The following is a 26,398-nucleotide window of genomic DNA, read 5'->3' on the forward strand; positions in this document are numbered from 1 at the left end:
CGTATACGTTTTGACGATGAAACCCCAATCAAATAGGTGTATTTTATTACTCTTCTGAAATCATTGTGCAGCGACAATGCGGATGAGCCGGCGGACACATCTTTCCATTACTAAATAGATCATCAATATCTACCGTTTCCCCATGTAAACCACCACATTCTTTACAAACACGCTCATCATTTCCTGTAAGCCATGTTTTCTTGTTTCTATTTGCGCCCTTATAAGCAATTAAATTGCCGTAATTCATTGCATATGTAGTTTCTGTACGTGCAATCATCATTGCTCTGTAGTTACTTGCTTCTGACATTACATCTGCAATAGAAACACTTAATGCATCGACCCCCATTCCCTCACTAAGATTCTTTAACATTGTTTCTCTTAATCTATCTTTAGTAGTTTCATGGATTCCCTTTGCTAATTCAAAAGCGTAAGTAGCTACCCATTTTGCAGCAACGTCACCAATTGGATCTAATACCATCCAGGGTAAACCGTTAGAAGCTATAGTACTCTGTACAAACTCTGTTACATCATCCTGTAGTGTGTCCGTGACTTCATCGACAAACATTTGTCGTTCCTCATCCCAATCAACACTATCCAGAAATTCATCAACTTCTGCTTCTGTAATTACAAAATCAATCTCTTCATCTGCTTTATTAATACGAATTACGGGAAGCAGGTTTAAAAGCCGTTTTCCCTGCTCAGAAAAAAATCAGCTACCTTCTTTTGCATAGCTTTCTCTATTTCTTCATGCTTTTCCCTAAATGCATTAATAGCAATTAAGTTATCTTGCTCATTATCTGCAGCTTTTGCAATTGGTTCTATTTGAGAAACGGATGGACCACCTTCAAAGAATGTATCTCCATCTGCTACAGGTTCGTAACCTACTACTTTACGAGATTCATTCCGTGTTAATATACGTTTCTCATAACCATCTGCCGCATATTGCATATCAGCTTCACGATCATCTGTATCAATTTCGTTTAATTTGAAATACCAATCTAATCCACCGAGTATTTCAGAAAATACACGAAATAATTGATAGTTTAATCGATGTTCTAATATTCCTTGTCCAGGCTCAATAATAGAACGCTTGTACATCTCGTTCATTTCTTTAGCGGTTGTTTGTCCTAATGAGCCTGTCATAGCCCAGCCGATACGATAAGGCGGCACACGATGAGCCACACATATCTCCATTGCGCTATCCTGCTTATATAAACGAAAACTGCCTTCTTTTACATCTGGACTAACTTTTTCTAATCTAGCTTTTGCCCCTGGCGGTACGGGGACAACGGCCAATTTATGATGTTCTCCTTTTGTTTCTGCAGAGAAAAATGCTTTTAGTTCATTTTCCGTTCCATCATCTATTTCATCAACACCCTCAAGAAATAGCAAAGCATCCGGAATTGTCTTTCCTGTAAAGAAGTTAATATTGTAATCTCTCACCGCTTGAGAACCTACTATTGAGCCGATAGAACTAACATAATTAGGTATCCCATAATAAGAAGAACGCGAACCGAATTTACGAATAACAATTACTTCTCCAGCTTTTTCTGTTCCGCTTTCTGCAACATCCTCTGCATTTATCGCCCTACCATCAGCAAGACAGAAATCATCGGGATAATTGAACTTTTTAAACCATCGTTCTTTGTTATTTACAATTTGAGCAAATCGGACTTTATCCTTATGAGCACGAACCGTATGCGCCGGAATATGGTACAGTTCCGATGGTTCGTTTTTTTGATTCCGAACAACTTCGATAATCCCCCAGCCAACAGTTTCATAATCATCCCATACAGCTCTAAGAATTTCTGAGCTCGTCATTTCTGGATTACAATTCCGCATAAATTCTTTTAACCTTTTATATTGCTTCTGATTCGCTTCTTTCACTTCTTCAAAAGGAGCAAAATCGAAACCAACACCTGCAATATCATCGACTTTTGCGCTAATACAAGCAGAATGGATTGGATTACTTTCCTTTATTTCCAACAGCACCGACATATCATAAGGTGGTTTAACCAACCCTTTATCGCCATATATTTGCGCGAATGGATCTACAGTCATTTGCTTACTGTTGTCTTCCCTATTTTTTGGGTCATCTACTGCTTTATTAATACCAAATACTTTTACATTCTTAATGGTTTTCTTGTTGCTCATACCGTTTGTGTGTCCTCCTTTCTTCTATTAATAGAGATCAAAAGAAATAGCCGAACAATAAATGTCCGACTACACTCTTTTAACCTTACCGCCCATAACTAGTTTCGGTTTATAGAAGGCTAGAACTATAGCATCTGCTCTATCGGGTGATTGCAATCCGCGTTTCTTCATTTCTTCTTTTCGCTCTAATGCAATCTTACCTCTACTTGTTATTCTGTATTTACGGCTAGAAAATTGAGAAATCATTTTTTCATCATTTGGAATCTCCATTGTAGGTTCTTCACCCTGTATAAATGCTTTCATATTCTCTTCAAGTAAATCTCTTACAACGGCCCAACCTTCTGTACCTGCATTATCATAATGCTCATCATCAAGCGGCTTCCCGTTATTCACAACCGGATATACTTTGAATGGTAATCGTTCAGATTTAATAACTTCTTTCAATCTGTCCGTAACACCACCACCAACACCACTATCATCGACTTTTATATCCACTCTTTTTAACTGCTTGTACTTTGCCATGTATTCCTTAGCTAATTTCAATACATGACCAGCAGTTTCCATAGTATCTTGTTTATAGTGGTTTAATAATTTAAAGACTTTATTTCCTATCCTTGGAACAATTACAGTTTCATCATCACCAAATCGCGCAACGTCAACACCTAAGTCAAGTGTTTCACCAGTTGGCTCCACTTTACAAGATGCTGCTTGCTCTACAATTTCTAACGGGATAAATGCATCTGCTTCTGCTTTAGGAAATTCACCAAGTACACGTACACGCCAAACATCTGAACCCTCACCATATTTCTTTTTCAATACTTCTATATTGTCTTTACTGGTTCGAGGGCTATCTAAGCTAGAGACTTTATGTATTTTATATAAATCTCTGTCACGATTATGAGAATCATAAAATACACCGCTTGTTCTTGTTGGGTTTCCGCATAAAAACAATTTATTTTCTGCGCCAGATAAAGTACCAAGTATAGCTTCCATAATAGGATCTGCTATACCAGAAGCTTCATCACATACAAATAACATATAGTCTTCGTGAAAACCTTGCATATTCTCCGGCTTTGTTGCCGTTCTAGCAGTAGCAAACCAACGTTCTTCACTACCAATCATGTATACTCGTGTTTTAGTCCATTTAAGTAGATTTTTAACTGCACTACCTTCTAACCACTTCGCTATTTCGGCCCAAAGTACAGTAAATAACTGTTCCTTTGTAGGAGCTGTACAAATAACTTTTGGATTCGGCCTACAGCAGAGGAACCAGATAACAACAACTGACTCAAGACCTGTTTTACCTACACCTTGGCCAGAACGCACTGAAACCTTTGGGCTTTGTGCCAAATCCATAAGAACTTTTCTCTGCCATTCATCCGGATAAAAATTCAGCATATCCTCGGCAAACGCAACCGGATCATCCCAATAAACATCGATAATCTCCATAAATTCACTAAAAGCCGTATTATCCATTAGCTTCAGCTTCCTTTTGTTTACGTCTGCGCTCCGCTATCTTCATAAGTGACTCTTTCCAGTCTTCAGTATTCTGATTAGTGTCACCATCAACTTTAATAGAAGCAATTTCTTTCTTGAGTTTCTCAATGCGTAGCTTTTGTTCCTCTGTATTAGCTAACCTATCATACTTTTCAATTTGAGTTACTAACGTTGACATAGCTTTCGATTGAGCATTTAAGAAACTAGCTTGCTTATCCCAGGCGAATTGAATTTCCCATTCTTCCTCGAATCCGCTTTCGGTAAGCTTTTTCTTTCGCAGTTCCTTTGTCATGTCCTCTTTATCCCTAACAAACATGATACGTTGAGCATGAATGATTTGAGTGTACTGCAGCATAATACTATCCCAAATGATTGATAATGAATCATTGTTAACTGCTTCTTTTAATTCTTCTTTCAGATCATATATTTCTTGCGGTAAATACTTTCTATATAAACCATGAGTAGCTGCATTACCATTACGTAGTGGAGCAGCGCCACCAGAATTACCAACAGCATTTTTATTACCCTTTTTGGCTCCACCACGATTGTTTACAGCGTTCTTATTACCCTTGGGTGCTCCTGGTTTCTTTTTGGAGTACTCCGTATCTTTCTTTGGAGTACTCCGTTCATTTTTATGGAGTACTCCATTTAATTTGTCTATCCATCCATCTTTGGATTTCCATCCGCCAACCGTTTTTTCACTTACAGTTTTTTCGGATGTAGACAACAATTCGGCAATTTTACGATTCGTAATATCACCATTATGTTCTTTAAATATTTCATACGCTTTGTTACGGTCTGGACTTCGTTGTCTGGCCATAATTACATAACACCTGCCCCCTTATCCAATTATTTGCACTTCCTTCTCTAAACACTCAATGCATATATGAGCATTATCCGCATTTGCTTCACGGAGATATGTTTTATCAAAATGAGTAATAGTTAATGGCATTTTTAATGTCCACATGCAGGGTTCATTACAAACAGAGCATGTAGGAACGTTTATAGTTTCTCCTTCCATTTACACCACCTCACGCTAATCGCTTCACAAAATAAAAAAGCAGCGAATTCGCTACTTCAAATTTTTCGTATTTTTTTCTTCTTCATTTATGTATCTATATAAAGTTGCCCTTGAGACATTGAACATCTTACAGACATCAACTTTAGGTAACCCTTGTTCAACCATTTTTAGCATACCCTCTATCTGTTCCGGAGTATGAGCACGTTTGCGACCGCCTTGTTTTCCTCGTTCTTTTGCAGCAGCTACACCACTAACAACGCGTTCATTAATAACCTCGCGTTCCATTTCAGCCATTGCACCAAATATATGAAATAAAAACCTTCCCATTGTTGTAGATGTATCAATACCATCTTTAATAGAAACAAAGTGAATTTCCTTATCATTAAATTCTTGCAATAAATTAACTAACTGGTGCATGGTTCTTCCTAAACGATCTAACTTGTAAACAACCAATGTATCACCTTTGCGAAGTTTGCCAAGTAATAATTGAAGCTCTTTTCTGTCCTTTTTCGCTCCACTTTCTTTTTCTGTAACTATTTCTTCACAACCATAACGGTTTAATTCATCCAATTGCATATCTAAATTTTGTTTTTTAGTAGAAACCCTAGCATATCCGAATATCATGCACCATCATCCCTTGTTATTTGATATAAAAAGTGTATCAAATTCCTGTATCAAAATCAATTATTAATTGATACATAGTTTTGAGACATTTGTTATACCATTTTTATAGGTTTTAAGGCCCATATATTCAGTGTCTCATAATGTTTTGTTTTTGAGACACTAGTTTTCGGACAAACGCAGTTGCAATCCACTTAAAATACCATTAATTAGTTCAGTTTCTTTTTCATTGGATTGAGTTAGCAATTTATCGATAACTTTCTGATCAGAATAAGCTAACAAAAATGAAGATATATAAGCTAATGCATTTACATATTCTGTAGCATCTTTACTACCATTATTTGCATGAGCAGTATATTGCACATTTGACAATACCATCACCCCTTACAATATTTGGGTTGTGTTGAGTTTGTTTCGTTTAATTGGGAGCATTCAAACCATACTCTAAATCTCTCATTATCTAAAATCCACGTATTGCCGACCTTTTTGGATTCAATAGCACCTGCTGCACATAGATTCTTTATATGACCAGGAGAAAGGCCGCTAATAAGATGGGCATCATTAACACCAATAACATTATCTAGCGCTGCATATGGTTTCAAATTAACATCTTCCCATTTAACACCATACATCCCTATACCCATTTCATTCATTTTTGTTTTATCTGTCATTCTCTCTAAATGATCCAATACAATAATATTAATTAATTCCCATGTAACTGCATCAGATAAAACTCGTGTCTTTAACTCTGCTGTTAAATCATTTAATAATTCTAATTCCATATGTATCACCTCATAATAAATGCAACACGTTTGCGCTTATCTTTCCTTAACAACAAACAAGACACCACCCAGATCACGGCAGCGCCTGCTCTAATTGCTATACACATGTTTGTTCTAAAAATAAAACATCCCTAATGGACACATCATAAGATTAGTAACCGTATTTTCTGTTCGTTAATTATTATGTTTATAGGCCTAGATTGTGCACATCTATATTCAGTAAGCGCATACCCTATTACATGAATACTACTTTAGGAGTGATTATATTATGAATCCTTTACCGATGAGGATTGTTGTAGCTCCAGCTTCTTCTTGGCAACATTTACCTCAATATCCTTCATATGGTCAATATGGTATGCAACCTGGGCACATTCCCTTTACTCCTACAATTCCGCCTTCTCCCGTAATATATCAATATCATTATAATTTCCCATCATTGTATTTCCAAGAGTTTCACGGTACATTTAACATCTAATATCTGTACCATTGGTCAATTCATGTTACACATTAAACGTATTTAAATACGTTTAATATGTATTTTCTATATAACAAAGAAGAAAGCACCCGTTATGGATGCTCTGATATCAATTATTTATTTGTATTTTAATTAAGGTAAATGAAGTTTTACCCTTCTTCCAATCACCTAATATTGCTGCACCAATCTTTTTATGCATTATTAAGTAACTGGAAGAAGAGCAAAAGCTCTCCTTAATAACGGTATCATTCAATCGTTACCATCTGCTGGTTTCGGATTTTATGCGCCATCATTACGAACCGTTTAGAATTTAAAAAACAACATAATGAGTTGTGTTTCCCGCCACTTCCCACAATACAAATATAACACGTTAATTACAAAATAACCGGCACATTTCCTGCCAAAAAGCGGTCACGACTCTGCCAACTTTTTCATAGTTCAAATTTTCCCACTGCATCTGTTAATTTCACTGATACACCGAATATACTTTTTTTCATTTCTGTCATTTTCTTTTTTATAATCCACTGTGGATAATTCAATTCTTCTAGAATATTTCTAAAATAAGTTGGATTTAGCTTTAACACATCAGGATTTCTTCCAGTATTCCTTTTGTATCTAATTATTGCTTCTAATAGTTCTTCATTTAACATGAATCACAATTACCTCCCCCTTGCATTTTATATTTATGTATATACACCATTCGATACCTTGATACTGCCACTTACCCATATCTTATATTGTGTGTAACTGAACTCTTTGCTGAATCCCTTGGTATCATTGATTTCATTTAACTTTCTCTTTTGAGTTACACAGTTCGAAAATTATGAGTAACTGTATAGGGATACCACCAGCATTTTGCAAAATAACCTACGCTATGTGGAAACATAAAATAAAGCTGCCCATGTGGACAGCTTATTTACATAATCATCGTTATTGGTGGTCGTATCCGAATACTGTAAAAATTGCTAATCCATTAGGGAAATCTAGATCTCCAGCACCAAACGGTCCTACACGTATAGGGGTTGTAGGATTAGTAATATCATAAATTTCTATATTGTCACCGAAAACATTCGCTACATAAAGGGTAGTATCTGTAATAGCTAATACAGCAGGACCATTTAAATTTTCAGCGCCGAACTCTCCTACACGAACAGGAGTTGTAGGATTGATAATATTATAAATTTCTATTGTGTTATCTCCAGCATTTGCTACATAAAGAGTGGTACCTATAGTAGCTAATCCTGCAGGAATATTTAAATTTCCTGCGTTAAATTCGCCAACTCGTATAGGAACCATAGGATTGGTAATATTATAAATTTCTACTGTGTTATCTCCAGTATTTGCTACATAAAGAGTGGAATTTGTAATAGTCATGCCAGAAGGACCATTTAAATCTCCAGCGCCAAACTGGCCTATACGAACAGGGGACGTAGGATTAGTAATATTATAAATTTCTACTGTATTATCACCACCATTTGAGACATAAAGAGTGGTACCCGTAATAGCTAATTGATCAGGAACATTTAAATCTGCTGTCCCAAATTCTCCTATGCGTATAGGGGCTATAGGGTTAGTAATATTGTAAATTTCTACACCATCGCCTAAATTTGCGATATAAAGAGTAGTACCTGTAATAGCTAATCCCGCAGGACCTAAACTAGTTATAGATGCAAATTCTCCTACGCGTACAGGAGTTGTAGGATTGATAATATTATAAATTTCTATAGTGTCATCATCGATGTCGCCGTCAGTACTAGATACATAAAGAAATTTAGCTTTCACAATAATAGGAGGAACAGCAGGTGGGAAAGCAGGGAAAAGCCTAGGACAGCATCTCTTTGCTTTTGAAAAATATGAGTTCAAAATAATTCACCGCCTTTTTTTGAAACATAATATAATTATTTATATTCAAATCAAGTAATTTGGCTTGTATACTTGTCTAATAAAATTTGTGATGTATATTCTATACATATTCAGTTAACATAATGTCTCATTATCGATAGTTAATTAAATAAATTATGATAGATCCCATTACAATATCACCGCCTATAGTTAGGGGACCATATAAAACACGATCAGATAAATCATCTGTTTTATGGGGGTAGCAGCTTATCGTTATTCATATTTCTCTGACTGTATCCTTTATTTATCAGAGTCTTTTAATATAATCTTTTCTTTAGGAGGGAAGAATCAAGCTAGCCACAACTCCTGCATGGTCAGAAGGCCATAGCGCCGTTGGTGTACGATCCTCTTGCTCTTCTCCTACAACGTCCACTTTTTCAACATTGAAATCGCCTCGAAAGAGAATTAAGTCTATTCTAACAAATAGTTGCGAGATCAAATTTAATACATTAGAATCTTGGCAACATGTTAATCCATTTCCTTTTCCTGCGATAGTCCATGTATCTTTAAATCCAGCATTTATCAAAAGATTGTAAGATGGACCACTGCCGTCAGAATTTGAGTTGAAATCCCCTATGAATACTAAGGGAAGATCAGTCGCTCCTGGGCCAGTTAAAAGTTCGCTAGCTTGAGCGAGTTGTATTGGAAGTGTTTGGGGGATTTCAGGTGTAACGGGTTGTAAATGAGTATTTACGAGTCTAAATTTCTTTCCAGATATTTCAACATCAACAGATATAAAACCAAACAGGAGTTTTTCAACATTACCGCCAACTGGAACGGGAAGAAAAGCTTCAAAAATCTTTGTTTGTATATTTGAGAACTTAAGTCCTGAATTTTTTCGCACCAAAATCGCATCTCGATCTACAAATCGAACGTTGAAGCCGGTGCTACTAGGTAACGTAGCGTCCGTAGTGTCTAATATTGTTAAAACTTCATAATACAATCCTCTTTTTTCTAACTCCTTGAGAAGGATCGAAACCAAATCATACTCTACTGCTACTTCAGAATTTTGAGGTAACAAAAGTTGCCATATTGCTGCTTCTTGAAGACCTAATATATCTGGTTTTTTTCTTGCAATTTGATCAGCAATAGCCCCTGCTCGTACCGGAAAATTTGTTGCTTGAAATAGTGTAAAGATCTCAGTAACGCGTTGCGGGAGTTGCTCTGGAGTGGTTCCTAATAAAGGCGTTAAGATAGTTCCAAAATAGATGTTCCATGTCATAATCGTTAGTGGTCCTTGGGGTTCTGGAATCGGAGGGACAGCAGGTGGAAAAGCTGGAAAAAGTCTACGACAGCATCTTTGTTTTGAAAAATATGAGTTCAAAACAATTCATCTCCTTTTTTCGAAATTTAATATAATTATTTATATTCGAATCTAATACTTTGGCTTGTATGCTTGTTTACGCCTAATCAAATTTATGATGTATATCTTATACATGTAAGGTTAACATAACGTCCTATTATAGACATAAAAAAAGGATCTTCAATCCAAGATCCTTTTTAATACTTTTAATAGTTTTATTCATTTACCATGGCATCAGCTTTTGTTACATGTACAGTACCAAATGGATGGTTAGGAGGAGCATATATTGAATAAAGTTTTAGAGGGATATTACCTGTATTGGTTAGATTATGCCATGTTCCAGCCGGTATCATTATGGCATAATCATCATAGACATTTCTTTTAAAGTTTAAATTATCTTTACTTTTTCCCATTTGAACAATCCCCTGGCCTTGTTCAATACGTAAGAATTGATCAACGTTAGAATGCATTTCTAAACCGATATCTTCGCCAACATTGAGACTCATTAAAGTAACTTGTAAATGTGTTCCTGTCCATAAAGCAGTACGATAGGTATTATTTTGTTTCGTTGCTTCATTGATATTAACGACAAATGGTTTTGGTCCATAATCAGTTAATGAAATTCTTCTGTCACCGTTGGAAGAACGAAAAGAATCATATCTGTTTGCATGCTCTATCTCATTAGGAAAAGTCGAGTAAACAGACTGTCTTCCATAGTTATACATTGGTATTGGCATGTTAACATAATAAAAATATTGATATGGATATATATAAGGATTATAGTGCATTTTCCCCAATCCTTTCACGTTTTTACAAAATTATTCTATGCACTTGTTAAGGAAATGTACTTAGATTCAAGATGAATTATTAAAAACATATGAATACTCTATACAGAACTAGGCAACATAACGTCTCATTATCGGTAGCAAGAAAAAAGCGAATCACTATTTTCAAAAGGAATTCACCTTTTTCTTTAACCCTATTCATATTTTTATACATCCCTATCCTGGCGCGGTTTTAGTGTTCTCCTTTGTTACTGAATGAGCCGAAAAACTGTATAAAATCTTGCATGCTCTTAGCGTGGGATTTTTCCAAAATGCTACGATACCCCTAGATTTTAAAAAAAAGCAATGCTTAGATTTTAAACCTAGTCATTGCTTTATCCATTGCATCTTGGTTTACGCCTATATAGCGTAGTGTGACCTTCTCTGACGAATGATTGAATATCTCCATAAGTAATGCTATGTTTTTCGTTTGCATGTACATATGGTACCCGTATGTCTTTCTCAGCGTATGCGTTCCTATTTCATCTAATCCAAACTCTCCCGCTGCTCCACTTAATATCTTATATGCCATACTACGACCTATTGGACGATTCTTCCCTTGTCTGCTTTGTAGTAAATACTCATTGTCTTCTCTTTCTTCAATAAACCTTTTAAGTTCTCTTTTCAGTGCTGCAGTAATTTGTATGCGTTTTTGTTTCCCTGTTTTCTTTTCCCTCATAGATATATGACTGCCTTTGACATCCCCTACTTTTAGTTTCAAAATATCTGAGATTCTAAGACCTGTATTAATACCCATAATGAAGAGAATGTAATTACGTAAGCTTTTTTCCTTAAAGAATTCTTTTAGCTGTTGTATTTGCTCTGGATCACGTATCGGTTGAACAAAATTCACTATTCATTACCTCCTGTTTCTTCTGTCTCGTAAACTTCTAATCCAAGCGCAAAAGCGAGTTTGTAAAATGCTTTAGACTTCCAACGTCGATAAGTACGCTCTGACATCCCTATTTCGTTATAAACCATGTAATCACATACATCCTCATCTTCTAAATAACGTTTATAAATAATATCTCTTTGAATTCTTCCAGCACGTCCGTTTCCTAATCGATTTAAAAACTGATCAATACGTACTGACATTCTTTCAAGCCACTCTTCTCGTCTACTTTGTTGAATATTTGCTATTGCAACATCTTCTAACGGTTTACCAACTGCATGTGTAGGACCGTACTCACGCATTTCATAAGAAGGAGTGACCTTCATTTCTTTACGCATCATCCCGAATTGTCTATGTATACGTACACTTTCCAACAAGCCTTCTAAATCCTCTTGTGTTGCTGTTCTATCGATTTTTGGTAAGAAAGATAATTGTTTAGTCATGTAAGACCACTCCTTTTTATTTTTAAATTATTTTTGTCTTAAAGCTCCACGTTTCCGCTCATAACAAGGTCTATGCATCCCCATCAAATCCTCAATTTCACGAGTGCTAAATTTCTCTTTTCCTTTTTTCTTTTTCGATTGGTTCGATTGCTTTTTCCATTCGCGTAGTTGACCTTTTAATACCTTCATTCCCCATCTCCCTTTTTAAAATAAAAAAGACACCTATTCCTAAAACAGCTTTAATTACTGTTCTAAAAATTGGTGTCCTCTAGTTTTCTAGCCGGACTATATTCTGTTTGCTTTCACTTTAAAAGAATTATTGTTTTAACTGTTCTATTAAATTACTCTATTCATCATTCCCTTCCAATTCCTCACTCTCTTCACGTATTTGTCCAATCAATGAAATTACAGAACCAACTGCCTGAACCCAACTTCCTATAATATCTATTAGTTTTCCTTCTTCATTTTCATTAGTTTCGTTGTTTACCTGCGTGTCTGTATCTCTCTCCCCATCATTTATACTACGTTCTTTATTAGACTGTTCCTTATTTCTGATACTTTTTAATTCGTCAATACCTCCTATTGCTTGTAATGAATTCCCAATTGATTGCAATAAGTTTCCTATAATATTTAAGGATTCATCTTTATCGGATGTATCCTCAAATTCATCTGCTAATGCTGTAAGTCCACCCAAAGCCTGTGTCCAATTCCCGGCGATCACTAATTTAATTTGTGTTTCTTCTCTAAAATCAATAATCAATCCAGATATTACAGTGACATTACCAATTGATTGGATTTCATTACCGATTTGTTCAAGAGACACTTCTCCTTGACCATCAGCCTCTAAAGCATTTCCAACAGCCTGTAATACGTTTCCATAAATATTTAAATCCTTTCTTACATTACTGCTTATAAAATCAAAAGGCGTACTTCCAATAGCGGAAGTAATTGTTCCTATTGCTGCTACCCATGCACCAAATATCTCTTTAAATTGATTCTCCATTTAAAACATATCCCAGCATTAAGTAATTAATATAATCCTATTCAATTACTCATCTCACTGTTAATAATTTCAAATGTCTCTTTGCCATCTCCTTTTTTATAATAATGTCTTATAAAAGTATTTTTTTAGGAATTATACGTATTTGTTAAACGTAATTCTATATTGCTTTTATACATATTACTGAACCAACTTTATAAACCGACTACATCTTTGAACTTATTAAAATACTCAAGATTCATTATCCCCTCCACATAATGTAAAATGTTCAAAAAGCTCATATTGATCAGTGAAACATTCTAAACATTTTGGACAGATATACATTTGTATCACCACTTTCTTTTAAAATAAAACTTTTATTAAGTTTTATTCCCATATAACTCTTCCGATTCCGTTTATACTCTAATTGTAACTTTAAGTTACATACCACTTCTATACTATAACTACATCTAAAGTTTCATCCCTGATTGAAGCAGTTAGCTTTGCTAGCTGCTTTTTTGTTCTTATTTTCCTACTCATCACATACATTTTTAACGTGTTCATTTTGTTCACTGAGTTACCTCCTATCTTTAGAGCAACCTAAGTGGTTGCTCTTTTCGATTTCTCCTTCACTACAAAATGAAATTTTTGCATGTAAGGATACTTTTTTAATTACTTAAAACAAACCAATTTATATTTTATAAATACATATTTATACTTTTTTACTAGTGTACAAGCCGTATCTTTTAAAAGAATCACAACATAGAATACTATACAGGACAAGGCTTTCAAAAACTTGTCTGAGTTAAACCTCAAAAAGGGGTGAACATAAATGCCTATCGTTAAGCCTTTTATAGCTGGGAGACGATTTGTAAGTACAGCAGCAACTGGAACTGCCGCTGGAGCGGATTTAACTTTTGCTAACACAGACTTCACTGATGACACCGGTGCTGTAACAACATTCCCTGCTTCTTATGCTTATTTTACACTTTATATTAATGGCATTATTCAAACTAGTGATACTATTACTGGTGTGACTACTACAGCTGCTACTATTGTAGGGGGAGCCGTCCTAGATGGAGGTACTCCTATCGCAATTGAATTTACAATAACGTAAATTTAGTTTTCTTTTTAGAGGTTTCATTAAAAGAAACCTCTAATTTTTAAAAATGACATTAAGATTAGTAGCAACTACATATACAGTGCATATACTAGTATAGAATGATAGGAATTTATACTCACTCTCGAAAAGAGCACTTATAGTGCTCTTTTTCAGCTTTTTATTATACAAAATGAAATTTTTATATTACTCTTCATCTAAAGCGGTAACAGTTAAATAATTACGAGCCTTCTTTCTGCTGGCCACTCTCTTTTATAAGCTGGCTTTTTATAAAAAAGTATTGTCTTAGGAAGTACACCAAAATGTTGAGTGCACTCCTGTACAGTTCCAATACATATTAGCGATTCACCCTTATAAATGGCGTACTCCTTTAACTCCTTTATCCAACCCCCTTCGCTCTAAAATTTAAGATTATTTTCACTTCCACATAATATTTTAAATTCTGCTTATAATATAGCTGTAACTTAAAGTTACATATCATTTACATGTAGGGCCTAATTTTCCTTTGTACAACAAGTAGTTAGTTAATTACGCTGACTGCTCTGTTGTACAAAATGAAGTTTTTATTACATTCACTTTCATTTCCGGATAATATTTTCAAGTTCGTGCAAACTATTTATGGGATGCTTGATTGATTGTCATTTGAGATGTTCTCCAATTTGATCCCACTCCGTGTAAGGAAAACAGCTATATAAGCTGTTTTCCTTTTTAAATAAAATGAAGTTTTTATTTGGTTTTCTTTTTTGCATAATATTTTCGATTCTGCTCATACTATTGTTGTAATTCGCAATTACAAAAGCAACATTTGATAAGCACCGTTTTCTTTTCTTAACAGGACAGCTAGCTAATCACGCTAGCTGTTTTATTGTATAAAATAGCGTTTTTATAAAAAATCTTTCACATTTAAACTGGACAAGCATATGTTATTGTATAGAGATCCTCCGCTCATAGGATTCTTACCTTTCTAAGAGCACGCTTATAGGTGTGCTCTTTTATATTTGCTATGAAATAACGATTTTGTTCACTTTTTCGATACATTTATGAAACATTCATGTGTTATCTTCAGTAAGTCCTTTTAAAAACAGAAAGATTTATTATGTAAAAGGCCCTAGTCCCCTCTAGGGCTTTCTTACATTCAAATAAAAATTTTGTTAAAGTTTTTTCACCTTTTAACTGGACAAGCATATGTTATTGTATGGAGACTCTCCACTTATAGAAATCTACCTTCCTTGTCAAAGAGCATGCTTATATGCGTGCTCTTTTCGCTTGTTATAAAATAAGGATTTTGTTTTAAAATTGCACCTACCTAAATAGCACGCATACAATATCGTGTGTATTCATATTCAATATAAATTTGAATCGGAGAGCTCTTTGAAAAGAGCTCTCTATTTTTCAAATCAGGACCTTGTTCTATTTTTTTATTTAAAACATAGAAATCAAAATGGTGGTAAGTAATTATCTTGATCATTCTGTACACCCCATTTAGGCACCTATACAAGGTGCTCTTTTTTGATACATACAAAATAACGTTTTTAATTAATTACGAGAGCGGATTTTATTATTTTGTACAAGCACTCTATTCTTTTTTTTATAAAATATATAGATATCTCAAAGAAAGGAGAGCGACATAAGTATGGCTGATTATTTTTATAAAGATGGTAAAAAGTATTATAAAAAACAATCATACACTCACCATCAAAAAGACAACTGTTTTATCGAAACCCATACAATAACTGGTTCGAATACAGCTTTAAATTTCAGCGTACCAGCTAACACTTCAAGAACTGCTTTTGAAGATTTCACCAATAACCACAATAAAACATTACTTGATCTTCGCATCCCCGGTACTTCCCAACCAATTGAAGTAACTATCCGAACAAGAAGTTCTCGTCTGCCGATTACTGTAACAATAGTTGCAGGTGAAACCAGGGTATTCCAAGTAGAGGATTTCCATAGCCTCACTCTCACAAATAATACTAATATCAATAGCAATATTGGTATATTCATTCAAAAAACATTTTGTATCTGTTGCAATAATCAAAATGATTCTCGTAACAAGTATTATAAAGAACAATCAAATTCTCACTATCAAAAAGATAACTGTTTCATCGAAACTCATACCGTAGCTGGTTCAGAAACTACCCCAACCGAAAATGCACCTTTAACTATTATCGTACCCCCTGACACTTCAAGAAGAGTTTTTGAAGATTTCACTAATAATCACAACAAAACATTACTTCAAATATCTGTTCCCGAAGATGTCTCCCCCATCGAAGTCACTATTCAAACAAGAAAATCTCCTACACCAATTATCGTGACTCTTGCTACAAATGAAACAAGAGTATTTCAAGTAGAAGATTTTCAAAGCCTTACTCTCACAAATAATACCGAATTCCTTAATTTCATTGAAGTATTGATCCAAAAGACATTTTGTATCTGCTGCAATGATAGAAATGATTCGTGCGATGAATATTACCGTGATTACGAATGTGAATGTTAGATTGACTCCCCAAAAGAATCCTTATAAAGGGTTCTTTTTCTTTTACCTTAGTATCATCTAATCATTCACATTTGTTCAACATTTCATCTCTTAACAAAATTCCGATTTAATTAATATCCTACAAAATAATACTTTCATTAAAAAATCATTCATATTTCATTTTACGAATAATCTTTTTTACATCGTACATACTATCTGCAAGCCGATTTCCCAAGGCTGTACTCTTTCCAAACGGAGCTCTCTCCTCCGTACCACTTGAGAACAGGCGGGTAACTTAATTAGTTGCCTGCCGTTTTTACGTAAAATCGTAAAATTTCTTGTCCATACTTTTTAGAGAAAACATCTTATGCCGCAAATCTGTTTATATTTAATTTCTTGTTACATAAGTAGCAAGTTTTCACTTTTGTTTTTCTCCATCTTTGTTTTTTCAGCACAGTTCCCCGTTTCTTATTCAAATAAAGATTTTGTCAAAGAATTTCTTCACCTATTAACTGGACAAGCATATGTTATTATATGGAAGGTCCCCCTTTCATATAAAGCTACCTTTCTTGTCAAAGAGCATGCTTAAATGTGTGCTCTTTTTCGCTTGTTATGAAATAAGGATTTTTTTAAATTTTTTTAAATTTTATTAATCTAATTGATTCCTTTGCATACAATATTATCACAAGGAATTCCACAGGTTTCTCTGGTCCAGTTACCTTGAATTTCTTGCAGACCTTGAGGAAAGAATCCTTTTATCAAAAAGGGTTCTTTCCTTTATTCGTTATAAAATAACTCTTTTATTAAAAACTTCTCACATTTAAACTGGACAAGCATATGTTATTGTATGGAAACTTTCCATTCATAGAATTCTACCTTTCTTATTTGAGAGCACACATATAAGTGTGCTCTTTTTTATTTAAGATAAAATAACACTTTTGTTATAAATCAATTGTAATTAATTCCTTCTTCCAGCAACCAATTCAATACGTAACTTGTCTCATAATTAAATTGATTTCCTATGAGCCGTGACCCCTTAATAAAAACAAGCATCTAATAAGGTGAAGTATTTTTATATTTCGATAAGTACTATTTAACAAATGAAAGGATGTTGTATATGTGTTGTTGTCCAGATCCTCAGTTTGTCTCTGTTTCTACATGTAATACTTTCACCACAACAGGAGGCGATGTAGTTGGTGGAGCTACAGTATTTAACAATACTGGCGGTCCAGTCCTTTCTGGTTATGTTACTCTAACTAATAATCCTGCAAGTGGTATTATCACTGCTTTTTTAGCAAATAATGGTACAAACATTATTGGCCCAATAACTCCAGGAAATAGCCAAACTGTTTATGTGTCTAACATAGGAACTTTGGTTGCCTTTTCTGGTACCGCTAGCCAACCTGTAAGTGGTAGAGTTTGTGTTGACGCTGCACGTCAAGTAGCTTAGATTGCAAGAAAAAGATATTAATTCATTTTGGATTTAATATCTTTTTCTTAATTTATTTACAACACTCATACTATAGAAATGAGGCATTAAATATGAAGAAGGACATTTGGAGTTTTAAATATCCAATTCCAATACCATGTGCTTTTCCAATCCCAATCTGTAATTCATTACCAATACCAAAAGAAGAACAAAAACTTGTGTGTAATGACATTTGTGGTAATTTTCTACTTAGTGACAACATTACCTTGCTAGAAGTTTGGGAAAAAAAATTAATCAACCCGTTACTGCTACTGTCACGATTTTTAACAGTTTACAAAGCTCACTTATTGAAGCTGATGTGCGACAAAACACAGGTAACTCAATTCTTTTCACAGTTCCTCCTGGAAATTCGATTTCCAAAACGATTGAAGATATCAAGGCCGTTACCATTGGCCTCACCGAATCTGGTAGTGCAAATGGTAAGTTTTGTTTAGATATAGTTTTCACTATAAAGTCCCTATAATTATTCTGAAGGGGCTTATACATATTTCTACAAACCTCCCTCGTTCCTTAACAAAATTCAAATTTGATTAAAGTAACTGTGTTTTTCGTTCTTCCATACGAATTACTTTTCCACTTTGATATACAAATGATTGTTCACCAAATCCACCTTGGGGTGGTTCTATTAGTCGGACCTGACCATTTTTAACAACATATATTCCGTTTATTTTCAAATCTATTTCAGCTGTCATTTCTACAAGATTTTCTTTAATAATTCCCACTAAAACCACTCCCGTATGTTATGATTATTTTGTCGAAGCAAGTCGGGAGCAATCTCGACTTTTTTATTTTGTTATAGATATTCCACAACATTATCAGGAATAAATGATTGTTCTAATGATAAATAAAGTCGTATTGAAATCGGTTCTTTATTATCTCTCGCAGACTTGCAAAGCTCCTCCGCTTCTTCCCAATCGAACCGCTTATCATTCACTCGCTTAAATCTCCAAATTCCAATTGTATATTCCTCAAATAATTCATACTGATCATTTGGCGCTGTTGTTGGTTTTAATTCATCAGTAGCTCTTACTTGCTTTGGTACTTGAACAACTACATCCGTAAAACGAACTTTAGAATTCAATCGATGAATGTGTGCTTTCTCAGTATCGAATGCTACTACAGGCTCAACATCAAATATCGTTAACTGCTTTGGCATTACAATCCTCCTAAGCCTCTTTTTTATATTTAGATAACACTTGTTCTAAACGTTTCCGTTCAGCTTCTAATTCGATTTCACTATGCTCTACTGATTGAGGATGTGTTTCCGTATCTTGAGTATGTAACCAATCAGGAACAATTTCTTTTCGAGCATTACTTGTCCCGCCACGAGACTGGTATTTCTTACGGAATTGAGCTTGTGCAGCTTCAACATCAGCAATACTCTTATACCCCTTAGCATGCCAATCTCTTAAAATACCTTGTACATAAGACATATTAGGTGCATTCTTTTCTAAAGCTATTTTCATTGCTTTAATAACAAGCTGTGCATTCAAATCTTCAATCCATGCATTAATACCCTCAGCTACAAATGGTTTAAGAACTCCAAAATTTTGCTCATAGAATGCTATTGGATTTTCTTCTGCAACTTTTTTATCTCTTGAGCAGCTTGCTGCTTCTTCTTTTGTTTTTGTTTCTTCTTTTTCTTTTTCTTTTGTTTCTGTTTTTGTTTCTTCTTTTTCCTTCATAGGGTCTTCGAAGCCCCTTATAAGCCACTCAAAACGAGCTTGGAAGTATTCCTTAATACGAGGGATTTTAAAATCTTGCTGCTGTTCTAACTCTAAACATGTCTCATAAAAATCAATTAAAAAATCTTCACACTTAATATTTTGGATTTCTTTTAACACACACTTTTCAATATTCATATTTGTAATAGCATTGAATTTAAGCCAATTAAGCAACATAATTTCTTTCGTCTTTTTGTTGTAATGAATTTTCCCGTAATCAGCAAACCGCTCTAGCAGCTTCTCAACCGTTTCACGGTTATACCCTGTATCCATTTCTATCACCCGTAATGGAAGCTCATAGATACCACTCTGAGAAGTTTTGCTATTAGTCATTAAATATAAGTAGAAGTATTTTTCCTCCGGTGTAAGATCTAAAACGAAAGCATCTTGCCAATACGAAACTTGAACAGGTCTATAAACTGCCATATTATTCATCCTCCATTGTTTTACTTGATTTGCTTTGATATACTTAATCTAATTCAATTTTTAGAAAGGCTCTTTATAAGAGTCTAAAATCTATCACTCTGCAAAGTGATAGATTTTTTATTTTCTTCGACTAACTACTGATGCATTGATCCCCTGCCCTTGAAGGCTTTTAACAACTACATGATAACTCTTTGATACATCGTGATCCTCTTTTTCATTACGAAGACTCTTGAATTCTTTTGCGCATCTATTTAATTCCTTCTCCCAATGATCTGCTTCATCTAATGAACTAGCATTGAACATGTTATGAATACATGTCACCATGCAGTTATGTAATTCATTTGCAAAAGCAAAATCACCTGGTAGAACTAAGTCGAACAGACGATTACATTCTACTTTCATAAATTGCTCCCCATTTTTAATAATTTGATACTGTACGCATCGCTATGACCAGAATGTAATGTATATTAAGCGGTTAGAGTTAACAAATCTTTCTGGTCATAACGACAAGCACAACAGCTTGTCGCACTAAATTGTTATATGCTATAATTTATCTATTGTCATGATTGGCTATCGCAGGCTATGCGGTGGCCTTTCCTTTTTTCTTTTTGTTTTTCAAAACAAATGCTGCTTCTATAATTCGAATTCTTATCTCCATTAATTTCTTCTCTTGTTTTAAATCCCTAGCTTTCGTATAGTCCCCACAAACTGCTGCAATTCTAATATCACCATATAAATTTGCTTCCTTACGAATTAGAGCCTTATATTGATTTAAAGTTGGACTTGCATAATCAATCGTCATAACTTAAACCTCCCCAATAAAATAATTAAATTAAGCTTTTATATACTTCCTAGCTCGTAATGATACTTTCCAATACTTAAAGACTTCTTTCATTGAAATACCATATTGATCACATAGGACCGCTACGAGGCTCATCATTGAACCTGTAGCATCCAAGATTTCATGCATTACCTTTTTCAAATCCTCTTTCTCACTTTCGGACCAAGTTTGTGAAGGTTTAAACCAACATACCGTATCGAGTTGTCCCAAAGCTTCATTTGTCTCTTGATAAACCATATATCTCATACTTGTAGGATGAAGATCTATTTGCTCTCCATTAAAGAACGGGATACTTACATATCCTGCTGCTTCACTCCACATTTTAAAAAACAACTGTGGATCATCAATTCCTTCAGTAATGCATTTTCGTAAATCTCCTGGTAATCGTCGCTGTTCAGTTTCATATTTTGCTAGTGACTCACGACTCACGGGGATTTCTAAGGAGAGTTGTTCTTGGGTGATTCCCTTTCGTTTTCGTGCCATAGCAACTTCTTTTCCTATGGACATCGTTTACTTCCCCCATTCGTACCTAAAGCAATATTTATTTGTGACAACTTACTATGGTAATTTATTATTAGATGGATTCTTTAAATGGATTGTAATACTCAGTATTGTTTTCTACCCAGTCGGTATGATTCTCCATCCACTTAAAAAGAAGATGTGTAGGAATAAGAACTCCTGCTTCGCGACATACTGGAAAATCAGAACGGTTTAATAGCTCAGATGCTTTAGTGCGTTTAATATGTAACAGCTCCATTAATTCCGAAATAGTTAAAAATGGCGGTAACTCTTTCATTGGTTGAAGATGTTCGGTTGCCTTTTGTACTTCTTCTCGGATTATTTTACGGAATGATTCAATATCAAAATTAATCATTAACATCCCCCCTTCATCACATTATGTTCCTTTAAGGAACATTTATTCTCAAAAAAAATAGTCCAATTGAAATTCAAGCTTCTTCCCAATCTTTTAGCGATTAGAACTGACGGTGTTTTAGTTCCATTTTCAATATGTGTGTAATAACTTCTAGACATATTACATTGATTTGCAACCTCTTCTTGAGTATAACCTTTTACGCATCTAAAATCTTTTAACCATTTCCTCATATCAATACTCCTCTCTATATTACTAATGATTATCTTAATTCAATTATATGTTTCTAAAAGGAACAAGTCAACAATAAAGTTCCTTTTAGGAACTTAAATAACAAGTTACTATTAGTAACATAAAAATTAGTTTATAATAAGAGATACTATTTTAACTCAATGGTGGTGATTATTTTGAAGACTTTTGGAGAACAGTTGAAATGTTTACGCGAAGAAAAAAAGAAGAAAGACTCTATTTGGACACAAACATATGTATCTAATAAGTTAGGTGTTGCACGTACTACATATACTGCATATGAAAATAACACAAAACAACCACCTATGGAAACTATTTTAAAAATCGCTGATCTTTTTAACGTTACTACTGATTTTTTACTAGGCAGGGTGTCCAATTCTAATCGAATAGAAACATCTATATTAGATAAAACCACATACGATCCAGAACTAGGTCTCTGGTTTAAAGATATTAAAGATGCGTCTCCTGAGAAACGTGAAGAATTAAAACGTTTTTGGGAATTTATTAATCAATCTGAAAACAAGCAATTTCCAACAAATAAAAAAAGTTAAGTGTTGATATGCTATTAACACTTAACTTTACTTCAACTAAACATTGCGCTTTTTCCAAAAATAACCAATTCTATAAAAAAGAACACTTACTTAATAAAAAGAACAAAAAACATTGTATAATACTTATCATTTCTCTACTCAATATTTAAAACCAAAGAAACGATTTTCATCTTGATCCTTTTTCAAATCTGCTATCACAAGCTTGTTCTTTTTAAAATAAGCTAATGCCTCTACATCTACATCTTTTCTATTAAGCGTAACAATATATTGCCCTCTTCCATGCGCACATAAAAACTCATGAGCGGTTTTTAGCATTTTAAATGTTGCATAATTATCAGTTACAGAAAATGAACCATCATGTACCAAGAAGTTTATAGGTAGTCCGTTTTCGATTCTATACATTAACCATGTTAAATCAATTGCTCTTATTTTAGAATTATATCGTCCAAATGACTCTTCTTCAGGAATGAAACTATCAATTGTTATTCTCCCTGATTTTGCGTTCATTTTATCATTATTATTAAAAGAGAAGGTCAGATAGCCAGTTTGAACATTATATGTATCTAAAATAATTTGATTAAATAATTGATTTAGTCTAATTATTTGTTCATTATATGATTTGAAATTGTTGTTTAATTTTACAATTTCTTTGGATCTCTCTAATTTTTTTTCTTGGATTTCTATATTAATTTCATTTATTCTTTCGTAATCGGCTATTCGTATCTCAATTTGAGCAAGTTGACTTTGAAGAAGGCTTAATTTCCTCTGAATATGAGAAATATCATTAATAAAATTTGTTTCTTTGAGAGTTTTTGTGCACTCATTAATTTTATCAGTCAGAGTATTGTTTTGTTTTTCCAAAATACTTAATTCAAATTCCGCTTCTTCAATTTTCGTTATAAAGAAATTCCCTCTATCTTGTCTCATTAAATTATAAAATGTTTGGATATCCTCAAAATTCTTTTCAATATTCTCTGGCAACACAACATTGATTTGATTATAGAATTCTTTTAACCCATTTAGTTTTTCTAACTCAACACTTTTTCGATTAATATGTTCAATATTTTTCTGATACTGCTTAATACTATGTTTTATTTTATAGATAGATGATTGAATCTTACTCTGTTGTTCTTTTAACACTGAATATACATCTGCTTGTTTAGTACTAAAATCCCCTATATTAAGTTCTAAAATTTGCTTCTCTAATATAGCAATTTCCTTTTCAATATTCTGTTTTTCAATTTCTAATTTTTCAGCCGAATGCTTGTAAGATTCTATAAACTTTTTATCATCTTCCATTTTTTTAATTTGCTTTGTCATTTTATCTATATCAGTTTCATAGTTGTTAGGTAAATTGAATAATGAATTCAATACTTTATGTTGCTGTAAAGCATTCCTTCCCTTAATAATGACAGAATTAAACCCTTCTTTCTCATCTCTCATTATGTATTCCCTTAAAGCCGCAAAACTAATATTATTCATATTAAAATTCATTAATTTATCGATATATAATCTATATCTATTTGTTTTATATTTTTCCCATATACTTAAATCGATATTGAAACTTTCTCCATCCAAAATATAACCATGCTCTTGATCAGTAAAAAGCCTCGCTAAGTGTACACTTTTTCCATCTACCACTATTTTTAAAGTTACTAATATATTATTTTGAATTAAAACACCTGGAATTTTTTCTTTTGAAAAGTCTTTTCCTAGTAAAAAGTGTAACTGCCTAATAAAAGTTGATTTTCCTACACCATTAGTGTCCTCGTTTTCATTTCTTTTATCTCCTAATATGACATTCAATCCAACTGTATTAAATGTGTAATCCTTTATTAATTTTCTTGTATGAAAATTATATATGCTTAATTTCTCAATTATCATTACATCACCTTCTTTATTACATGATTGACAGTTTCTAATTTTCCTATACTATATAAAAAAACTAAACTAAGAAAAAGTGTCTTTTCCATGTTTATATTAATTTCTTTTTTTTGTGTTTCATAATATTTTGTGAATAACTCATCAATATGCATTGGTTTTTCTAAACATTGATATAAAACTTTAGATGTATATAAAATATTTTCTTCAAGAGTTTTATGTTTGGTCATCATAAAATAGTTCATCTTTATTCCTACTTTCACTCTCTATATAACATCTTCAATACTCTCATTAAAGATATCACACTCATTAATCACCCATGCAACAAAAATTTTAGTATAAAACCTCAGTCTATCACCATTAAGTGGGATTTTATTTTCATATAATTCCGTTATATTTGTTACTAAGGTTTCAAAAACCATATCTCCAGATTTATAACTCGACAAATCAATTTTACAATACTCAGTAATAATTAAATCCGTAATTAATTCTTTTTTATCACTTTCAATATAATCTTCTGTATCAAGTATTTCAGTAATTAATGGAAACCTTACTGACAAACGCTTATCAAAGTTAATTTTCATGGTAGGACTACATTTCATATCCTTGAATTTTCTTGTAATTCCTTTAAACTCCGACCCTAGTGCTAATGGTCTATAGCTAGGTGATTTCTCATGAAAATCAATTATAAAATCTCTAAAATCATCGTCATCATCTATTTCAAATAACTTTTCCTCTGTAACTATCTCATTAATTATTCTTTTTTTTTTTAATTCTTCTAGGTCATTTAATAATAAATCTAATTGATTCCAATTTTCAATTTTTACGGTTTCTATGTATTTTGCTGATGGTAAACTATTTTCTGTTGATACTAAATAATGAGTTTTCGAATATCCATTTAAAATAGTATCTATGTGATCAAATAACTGCTTTACATATGGATCATTGAAACTAAAACCAAGAAATAGAAATGTATAATCTTGAATTAATGTCTCCATTTTTAATATTGCAGCACTTTCTTTCGTATATATATCATCATATTGCTTTCTGAATAATATACATTTATCCGGATCATTTATACAACCATGAAGTTTTAATATAAACTCATCTTTCTCCCGAATACCAGCAATATGATATAAGTTATCATATGTGAAAATATGTTTTATATCAGAATTATATTCAATTAACTTATCATAATTAGTAGTAATTAACTTTTTACTAATATGGATTAATTTCTCATGCTTTTCTGAAACTATTGGGTCTTTAATATTATTTAATAATCCCTCTATCATTTTACGTTTAGGTGTAGATTTTTCCATTAAATCTAGTATATCTAGAACATCTGTCCCAGTTTCTAATAAAATCTTTAGCGCTTCATACTTTTTATCCTGAGTTTCCCTTTGAAGATGAATAATAATTTGTTCTACTAAATCAACCCAATTATAATTTCCACAATCCAGAGAAAATCCAGAACCGACAAATAAAATTAATTTTTCATTTTGTAAATCACTTTGAAAATCAGGTATTTCCAAAAGTTGGTTAGGAGATATCATTTTAACATTTTTCCTTCCTTCTACTATAATATATTTAGATTTTTTGAGATTTTTATTTTATCTATCTGCTTTAATAATATAATTATATGTTTTTAAATCGTTATTTAAGTTCTATGATAAAAAACGAAAACTTACGAATAAGTCACTGTCTATATTTTACCTTAATTTCTAAAATATAGACAGTGATTTACAAATGTGTTCATTCAACTTTTCTTATCCATTCCACTACCTAATCCCCCTTACTTGCAGTACGAATAATAAATACAAGCCATTAACTAATCCATATTTGTTTAAATTTTGTTCATTAATATTCTTCCAACT

The 26,398-nt window shown here is 33.2% G+C and carries 33 protein-coding genes and 1 pseudogene; 6 read left to right on the forward strand and 28 right to left on the reverse strand.

Features of this window, described 5'->3' with window-relative positions:
- Window positions 1-46: 46 nt before the first annotated feature.
- The 8 genes from ACUN13_RS13465 to ACUN13_RS13500 form a co-directional block, all read right to left on the reverse strand.
- A complete protein-coding gene (locus ACUN13_RS13465; protein ID WP_257116033.1) occupies window positions 47-565 on the reverse strand; it encodes a phage head morphogenesis protein in 519 nt (172 codons plus the stop codon).
- Between the two features lie 113 nt (window positions 566-678).
- Entirely contained in the window at window positions 679-2,154 is a 1,476-nt protein-coding gene (locus ACUN13_RS13470) for a phage portal protein (protein ID WP_257116032.1), read from the reverse strand.
- A gap of 69 nt (window positions 2,155-2,223) precedes the next feature.
- Entirely contained in the window at window positions 2,224-3,630 is a 1,407-nt protein-coding gene (locus ACUN13_RS13475; RefSeq protein WP_445423828.1) for a DEAD/DEAH box helicase family protein, read from the reverse strand.
- Window positions 3,623-4,471 (reverse strand): phage terminase small subunit, encoded by an 849-nt coding sequence (terS, locus tag ACUN13_RS13480; RefSeq protein WP_445423829.1) that lies wholly within the window; start codon window positions 4,469-4,471, stop codon window positions 3,623-3,625. Before terS ends, ACUN13_RS13475 begins: the two co-directional genes overlap by 8 nt.
- A 21-nt stretch (window positions 4,472-4,492) precedes the next feature.
- Complete coding sequence (locus ACUN13_RS13485; RefSeq protein ID WP_078420679.1) at window positions 4,493-4,672, reverse strand: hypothetical protein; 180 nt, start codon at window positions 4,670-4,672, stop codon at window positions 4,493-4,495.
- 51 nt (window positions 4,673-4,723) lie between these two features.
- Window positions 4,724-5,296: a recombinase family protein gene (locus ACUN13_RS13490; protein ID WP_000576168.1), complete on the reverse strand. Its 573-nt coding sequence runs from the start codon at window positions 5,294-5,296 to the stop codon at window positions 4,724-4,726.
- Window positions 5,297-5,455: 159 nt separating this feature from the next.
- A complete protein-coding gene (locus ACUN13_RS13495) occupies window positions 5,456-5,671 on the reverse strand; it encodes a hypothetical protein (protein ID WP_063536220.1) in 216 nt (71 codons plus the stop codon).
- Window positions 5,671-6,075 carry a hypothetical protein gene (locus ACUN13_RS13500; protein WP_063536219.1) on the reverse strand — a complete coding sequence of 135 codons (405 nt, stop codon included), beginning with the start codon at window positions 6,073-6,075 and terminating at the stop codon, window positions 5,671-5,673. Before ACUN13_RS13500 ends, ACUN13_RS13495 begins: the two co-directional genes overlap by 1 nt.
- A gap of 268 nt (window positions 6,076-6,343) precedes the next feature.
- Between ACUN13_RS13500 and ACUN13_RS13505 the strand changes: the two genes are divergently transcribed.
- Window positions 6,344-6,550 carry a hypothetical protein gene (locus tag ACUN13_RS13505; protein ID WP_078420680.1) on the forward strand — a complete coding sequence of 69 codons (207 nt, stop codon included), beginning with the start codon at window positions 6,344-6,346 and terminating at the stop codon, window positions 6,548-6,550.
- A gap of 431 nt (window positions 6,551-6,981) precedes the next feature.
- Here ACUN13_RS13505 and ACUN13_RS13510 read toward each other — a convergent pair whose 3' ends face one another.
- The 8 genes from ACUN13_RS13510 to ACUN13_RS13545 all read right to left on the reverse strand — a co-directional run bounded on the left by ACUN13_RS13510 (window position 6,982) and on the right by ACUN13_RS13545 (window position 12,917).
- Entirely contained in the window at window positions 6,982-7,200 is a 219-nt protein-coding gene (locus ACUN13_RS13510; RefSeq protein ID WP_063536218.1) for a hypothetical protein, read from the reverse strand.
- Window positions 7,201-7,480: 280 nt separating this feature from the next.
- Window positions 7,481-8,413: an LVIVD repeat-containing protein gene (locus tag ACUN13_RS13515; protein WP_078420682.1), complete on the reverse strand. Its 933-nt coding sequence runs from the start codon at window positions 8,411-8,413 to the stop codon at window positions 7,481-7,483.
- A gap of 313 nt (window positions 8,414-8,726) precedes the next feature.
- Complete coding sequence (locus tag ACUN13_RS13520; RefSeq protein WP_445423830.1) at window positions 8,727-9,776, reverse strand: endonuclease/exonuclease/phosphatase family protein; 1,050 nt, start codon at window positions 9,774-9,776, stop codon at window positions 8,727-8,729.
- A gap of 194 nt (window positions 9,777-9,970) precedes the next feature.
- Entirely contained in the window at window positions 9,971-10,543 is a 573-nt protein-coding gene (locus tag ACUN13_RS13525; RefSeq protein ID WP_044810153.1) for a cupin domain-containing protein, read from the reverse strand.
- A 346-nt stretch (window positions 10,544-10,889) separates the two neighbouring features.
- Window positions 10,890-11,432, reverse strand: coding sequence for a site-specific integrase (locus ACUN13_RS13530; protein WP_098852111.1), 543 nt, complete (start codon window positions 11,430-11,432; stop codon window positions 10,890-10,892).
- Window positions 11,432-11,914, reverse strand: a complete 483-nt coding sequence (locus ACUN13_RS13535) for an ArpU family phage packaging/lysis transcriptional regulator (RefSeq protein WP_106822206.1) — start codon at window positions 11,912-11,914, stop codon at window positions 11,432-11,434. Before ACUN13_RS13535 ends, ACUN13_RS13530 begins: the two co-directional genes overlap by 1 nt.
- A 27-nt stretch (window positions 11,915-11,941) precedes the next feature.
- Window positions 11,942-12,103 carry a hypothetical protein gene (locus ACUN13_RS13540; RefSeq protein ID WP_106822208.1) on the reverse strand — a complete coding sequence of 54 codons (162 nt, stop codon included), beginning with the start codon at window positions 12,101-12,103 and terminating at the stop codon, window positions 11,942-11,944.
- A 157-nt stretch (window positions 12,104-12,260) separates the two neighbouring features.
- On the reverse strand, window positions 12,261-12,917 hold the full coding sequence (locus tag ACUN13_RS13545; protein ID WP_445423831.1) for a DUF6944 family repetitive protein: 657 nt from the start codon (window positions 12,915-12,917) through the stop codon (window positions 12,261-12,263).
- A gap of 808 nt (window positions 12,918-13,725) precedes the next feature.
- On the opposite strand from ACUN13_RS13545, the gene ACUN13_RS13550 reads away from it, so the two are divergent.
- Entirely contained in the window at window positions 13,726-14,010 is a 285-nt protein-coding gene (locus tag ACUN13_RS13550; RefSeq protein ID WP_098711241.1) for a DUF4183 domain-containing protein, read from the forward strand.
- Window positions 14,011-14,199: 189 nt separating this feature from the next.
- Here the strand turns inward: ACUN13_RS13550 and ACUN13_RS13555 are convergent.
- Window positions 14,200-14,396: pseudogene (locus ACUN13_RS13555) on the reverse strand (hypothetical protein).
- Window positions 14,397-15,646: 1,250 nt separating this feature from the next.
- Between ACUN13_RS13555 and ACUN13_RS13560 the strand changes: the two are divergent.
- The 3 genes from ACUN13_RS13560 to ACUN13_RS13570 all read left to right on the forward strand — a co-directional run bounded on the left by ACUN13_RS13560 (window position 15,647) and on the right by ACUN13_RS13570 (window position 18,444).
- Window positions 15,647-16,513 (forward strand): exosporium protein D, encoded by an 867-nt coding sequence (locus ACUN13_RS13560; protein ID WP_445423832.1) that lies wholly within the window; start codon window positions 15,647-15,649, stop codon window positions 16,511-16,513.
- A gap of 1,096 nt (window positions 16,514-17,609) precedes the next feature.
- Window positions 17,610-17,942 (forward strand): S-Ena type endospore appendage, encoded by a 333-nt coding sequence (locus ACUN13_RS13565; protein WP_000332680.1) that lies wholly within the window; start codon window positions 17,610-17,612, stop codon window positions 17,940-17,942.
- Between the two features lie 256 nt (window positions 17,943-18,198).
- Window positions 18,199-18,444, forward strand: a complete 246-nt coding sequence (locus tag ACUN13_RS13570; RefSeq protein WP_445423833.1) for an S-Ena type endospore appendage — start codon at window positions 18,199-18,201, stop codon at window positions 18,442-18,444.
- 67 nt (window positions 18,445-18,511) lie between these two features.
- On the opposite strand, the gene ACUN13_RS13575 is transcribed toward ACUN13_RS13570, so the two are convergent.
- The 8 genes from ACUN13_RS13575 to ACUN13_RS13610 all read right to left on the reverse strand — a co-directional run bounded on the left by ACUN13_RS13575 (window position 18,512) and on the right by ACUN13_RS13610 (window position 22,076).
- Window positions 18,512-18,703: a DUF3954 domain-containing protein gene (locus tag ACUN13_RS13575; protein WP_322373030.1), complete on the reverse strand. Its 192-nt coding sequence runs from the start codon at window positions 18,701-18,703 to the stop codon at window positions 18,512-18,514.
- 71 nt (window positions 18,704-18,774) lie between these two features.
- A complete protein-coding gene (locus ACUN13_RS13580) occupies window positions 18,775-19,137 on the reverse strand; it encodes a cell division protein SepF (RefSeq protein ID WP_322373028.1) in 363 nt (120 codons plus the stop codon).
- Between the two features lie 10 nt (window positions 19,138-19,147).
- Window positions 19,148-20,131, reverse strand: coding sequence for a DnaD domain-containing protein (locus tag ACUN13_RS13585; RefSeq protein ID WP_445423834.1), 984 nt, complete (start codon window positions 20,129-20,131; stop codon window positions 19,148-19,150).
- Between the two features lie 117 nt (window positions 20,132-20,248).
- Entirely contained in the window at window positions 20,249-20,533 is a 285-nt protein-coding gene (locus tag ACUN13_RS13590; RefSeq protein ID WP_445423835.1) for a hypothetical protein, read from the reverse strand.
- 178 nt (window positions 20,534-20,711) lie between these two features.
- Window positions 20,712-20,933, reverse strand: a complete 222-nt coding sequence (locus tag ACUN13_RS13595; protein ID WP_445423836.1) for an RNA polymerase subunit sigma — start codon at window positions 20,931-20,933, stop codon at window positions 20,712-20,714.
- A 30-nt stretch (window positions 20,934-20,963) separates the two neighbouring features.
- Window positions 20,964-21,479: a helix-turn-helix domain-containing protein gene (locus ACUN13_RS13600; RefSeq protein WP_445423837.1), complete on the reverse strand. Its 516-nt coding sequence runs from the start codon at window positions 21,477-21,479 to the stop codon at window positions 20,964-20,966.
- A gap of 67 nt (window positions 21,480-21,546) precedes the next feature.
- A complete protein-coding gene (locus tag ACUN13_RS13605; protein WP_445423838.1) occupies window positions 21,547-21,846 on the reverse strand; it encodes a DNA-binding protein in 300 nt (99 codons plus the stop codon).
- Window positions 21,846-22,076 (reverse strand): helix-turn-helix transcriptional regulator, encoded by a 231-nt coding sequence (locus ACUN13_RS13610; protein WP_445423839.1) that lies wholly within the window; start codon window positions 22,074-22,076, stop codon window positions 21,846-21,848. The genes ACUN13_RS13605 and ACUN13_RS13610 overlap by 1 nt, the downstream gene beginning before the upstream one ends.
- Window positions 22,077-22,250: 174 nt before the next feature.
- Here ACUN13_RS13610 and ACUN13_RS13615 point away from each other — a divergent pair, with 174 nt between their 5' ends.
- Window positions 22,251-22,643 carry a helix-turn-helix domain-containing protein gene (locus ACUN13_RS13615; protein ID WP_098920106.1) on the forward strand — a complete coding sequence of 131 codons (393 nt, stop codon included), beginning with the start codon at window positions 22,251-22,253 and terminating at the stop codon, window positions 22,641-22,643.
- A gap of 138 nt (window positions 22,644-22,781) precedes the next feature.
- On the opposite strand, the gene ACUN13_RS13620 is transcribed toward ACUN13_RS13615, so the two are convergent.
- The 3 genes from ACUN13_RS13620 to ACUN13_RS13630 are packed head-to-tail and all read right to left on the reverse strand — an operon-like array spanning window position 22,782 to window position 26,077.
- The gene (locus ACUN13_RS13620) at window positions 22,782-24,527 is read right to left on the reverse strand and encodes a DUF2326 domain-containing protein (RefSeq protein WP_445423840.1); all 1,746 of its coding nucleotides are present in this window, start codon (window positions 24,525-24,527) and stop codon (window positions 22,782-22,784) included.
- Complete coding sequence (locus ACUN13_RS13625; protein WP_016512937.1) at window positions 24,527-24,769, reverse strand: ABC-three component system middle component 6; 243 nt, start codon at window positions 24,767-24,769, stop codon at window positions 24,527-24,529. The genes ACUN13_RS13620 and ACUN13_RS13625 overlap by 1 nt, the downstream gene beginning before the upstream one ends.
- 21 nt (window positions 24,770-24,790) lie before the next feature.
- Entirely contained in the window at window positions 24,791-26,077 is a 1,287-nt protein-coding gene (locus tag ACUN13_RS13630) for an SIR2 family NAD-dependent protein deacylase (RefSeq protein WP_445423841.1), read from the reverse strand.
- Window positions 26,078-26,398 lie beyond the last annotated feature (321 nt).

Source organism: Bacillus cereus group sp. Bce041, from assembly GCF_052646455.1.

Bases quoted from the DNA above. Each gene is read 5' to 3' on its own strand.
- ACUN13_RS13465 (WP_257116033.1), bottom strand. From the start codon at position 565: ATGTTTGTCGATGAAGTCACGGACACACTACAGGATGATGTAACAGAG.
- ACUN13_RS13470 (WP_257116032.1), bottom strand. From the start codon at position 2,154: ATGAGCAACAAGAAAACCATTAAGAATGTAAAAGTATTTGGTATTAAT.
- ACUN13_RS13475 (WP_445423828.1), bottom strand. From the start codon at position 3,630: ATGGATAATACGGCTTTTAGTGAATTTATGGAGATTATCGATGTTTAT.
- terS (WP_445423829.1), bottom strand. From the start codon at position 4,471: ATGGCCAGACAACGAAGTCCAGACCGTAACAAAGCGTATGAAATATTT.
- ACUN13_RS13485 (WP_078420679.1), bottom strand. From the start codon at position 4,672: ATGGAAGGAGAAACTATAAACGTTCCTACATGCTCTGTTTGTAATGAA.
- ACUN13_RS13490 (WP_000576168.1), bottom strand. From the start codon at position 5,296: ATGATATTCGGATATGCTAGGGTTTCTACTAAAAAACAAAATTTAGAT.
- ACUN13_RS13495 (WP_063536220.1), bottom strand. From the start codon at position 5,671: ATGGTATTGTCAAATGTGCAATATACTGCTCATGCAAATAATGGTAGT.
- ACUN13_RS13500 (WP_063536219.1), bottom strand. From the start codon at position 6,075: ATGGAATTAGAATTATTAAATGATTTAACAGCAGAGTTAAAGACACGA.
- ACUN13_RS13505 (WP_078420680.1), top strand. From the start codon at position 6,344: ATGAATCCTTTACCGATGAGGATTGTTGTAGCTCCAGCTTCTTCTTGG.
- ACUN13_RS13510 (WP_063536218.1), bottom strand. From the start codon at position 7,200: ATGTTAAATGAAGAACTATTAGAAGCAATAATTAGATACAAAAGGAAT.
- ACUN13_RS13525 (WP_044810153.1), bottom strand. From the start codon at position 10,543: ATGCACTATAATCCTTATATATATCCATATCAATATTTTTATTATGTT.
- ACUN13_RS13535 (WP_106822206.1), bottom strand. From the start codon at position 11,914: ATGACTAAACAATTATCTTTCTTACCAAAAATCGATAGAACAGCAACA.
- ACUN13_RS13540 (WP_106822208.1), bottom strand. From the start codon at position 12,103: ATGAAGGTATTAAAAGGTCAACTACGCGAATGGAAAAAGCAATCGAAC.
- ACUN13_RS13545 (WP_445423831.1), bottom strand. From the start codon at position 12,917: ATGGAGAATCAATTTAAAGAGATATTTGGTGCATGGGTAGCAGCAATA.
- ACUN13_RS13550 (WP_098711241.1), top strand. From the start codon at position 13,726: ATGCCTATCGTTAAGCCTTTTATAGCTGGGAGACGATTTGTAAGTACA.
- ACUN13_RS13560 (WP_445423832.1), top strand. From the start codon at position 15,647: ATGGCTGATTATTTTTATAAAGATGGTAAAAAGTATTATAAAAAACAA.
- ACUN13_RS13565 (WP_000332680.1), top strand. From the start codon at position 17,610: ATGTGTTGTTGTCCAGATCCTCAGTTTGTCTCTGTTTCTACATGTAAT.
- ACUN13_RS13580 (WP_322373028.1), bottom strand. From the start codon at position 19,137: ATGCCAAAGCAGTTAACGATATTTGATGTTGAGCCTGTAGTAGCATTC.
- ACUN13_RS13585 (WP_445423834.1), bottom strand. From the start codon at position 20,131: ATGGCAGTTTATAGACCTGTTCAAGTTTCGTATTGGCAAGATGCTTTC.
- ACUN13_RS13590 (WP_445423835.1), bottom strand. From the start codon at position 20,533: ATGAAAGTAGAATGTAATCGTCTGTTCGACTTAGTTCTACCAGGTGAT.
- ACUN13_RS13595 (WP_445423836.1), bottom strand. From the start codon at position 20,933: ATGACGATTGATTATGCAAGTCCAACTTTAAATCAATATAAGGCTCTA.
- ACUN13_RS13600 (WP_445423837.1), bottom strand. From the start codon at position 21,479: ATGTCCATAGGAAAAGAAGTTGCTATGGCACGAAAACGAAAGGGAATC.
- ACUN13_RS13605 (WP_445423838.1), bottom strand. From the start codon at position 21,846: ATGATTAATTTTGATATTGAATCATTCCGTAAAATAATCCGAGAAGAA.
- ACUN13_RS13610 (WP_445423839.1), bottom strand. From the start codon at position 22,076: ATGAGGAAATGGTTAAAAGATTTTAGATGCGTAAAAGGTTATACTCAA.
- ACUN13_RS13620 (WP_445423840.1), bottom strand. From the start codon at position 24,527: ATGATAATTGAGAAATTAAGCATATATAATTTTCATACAAGAAAATTA.
- ACUN13_RS13625 (WP_016512937.1), bottom strand. From the start codon at position 24,769: ATGAACTATTTTATGATGACCAAACATAAAACTCTTGAAGAAAATATT.
- ACUN13_RS13630 (WP_445423841.1), bottom strand. From the start codon at position 26,077: ATGATATCTCCTAACCAACTTTTGGAAATACCTGATTTTCAAAGTGAT.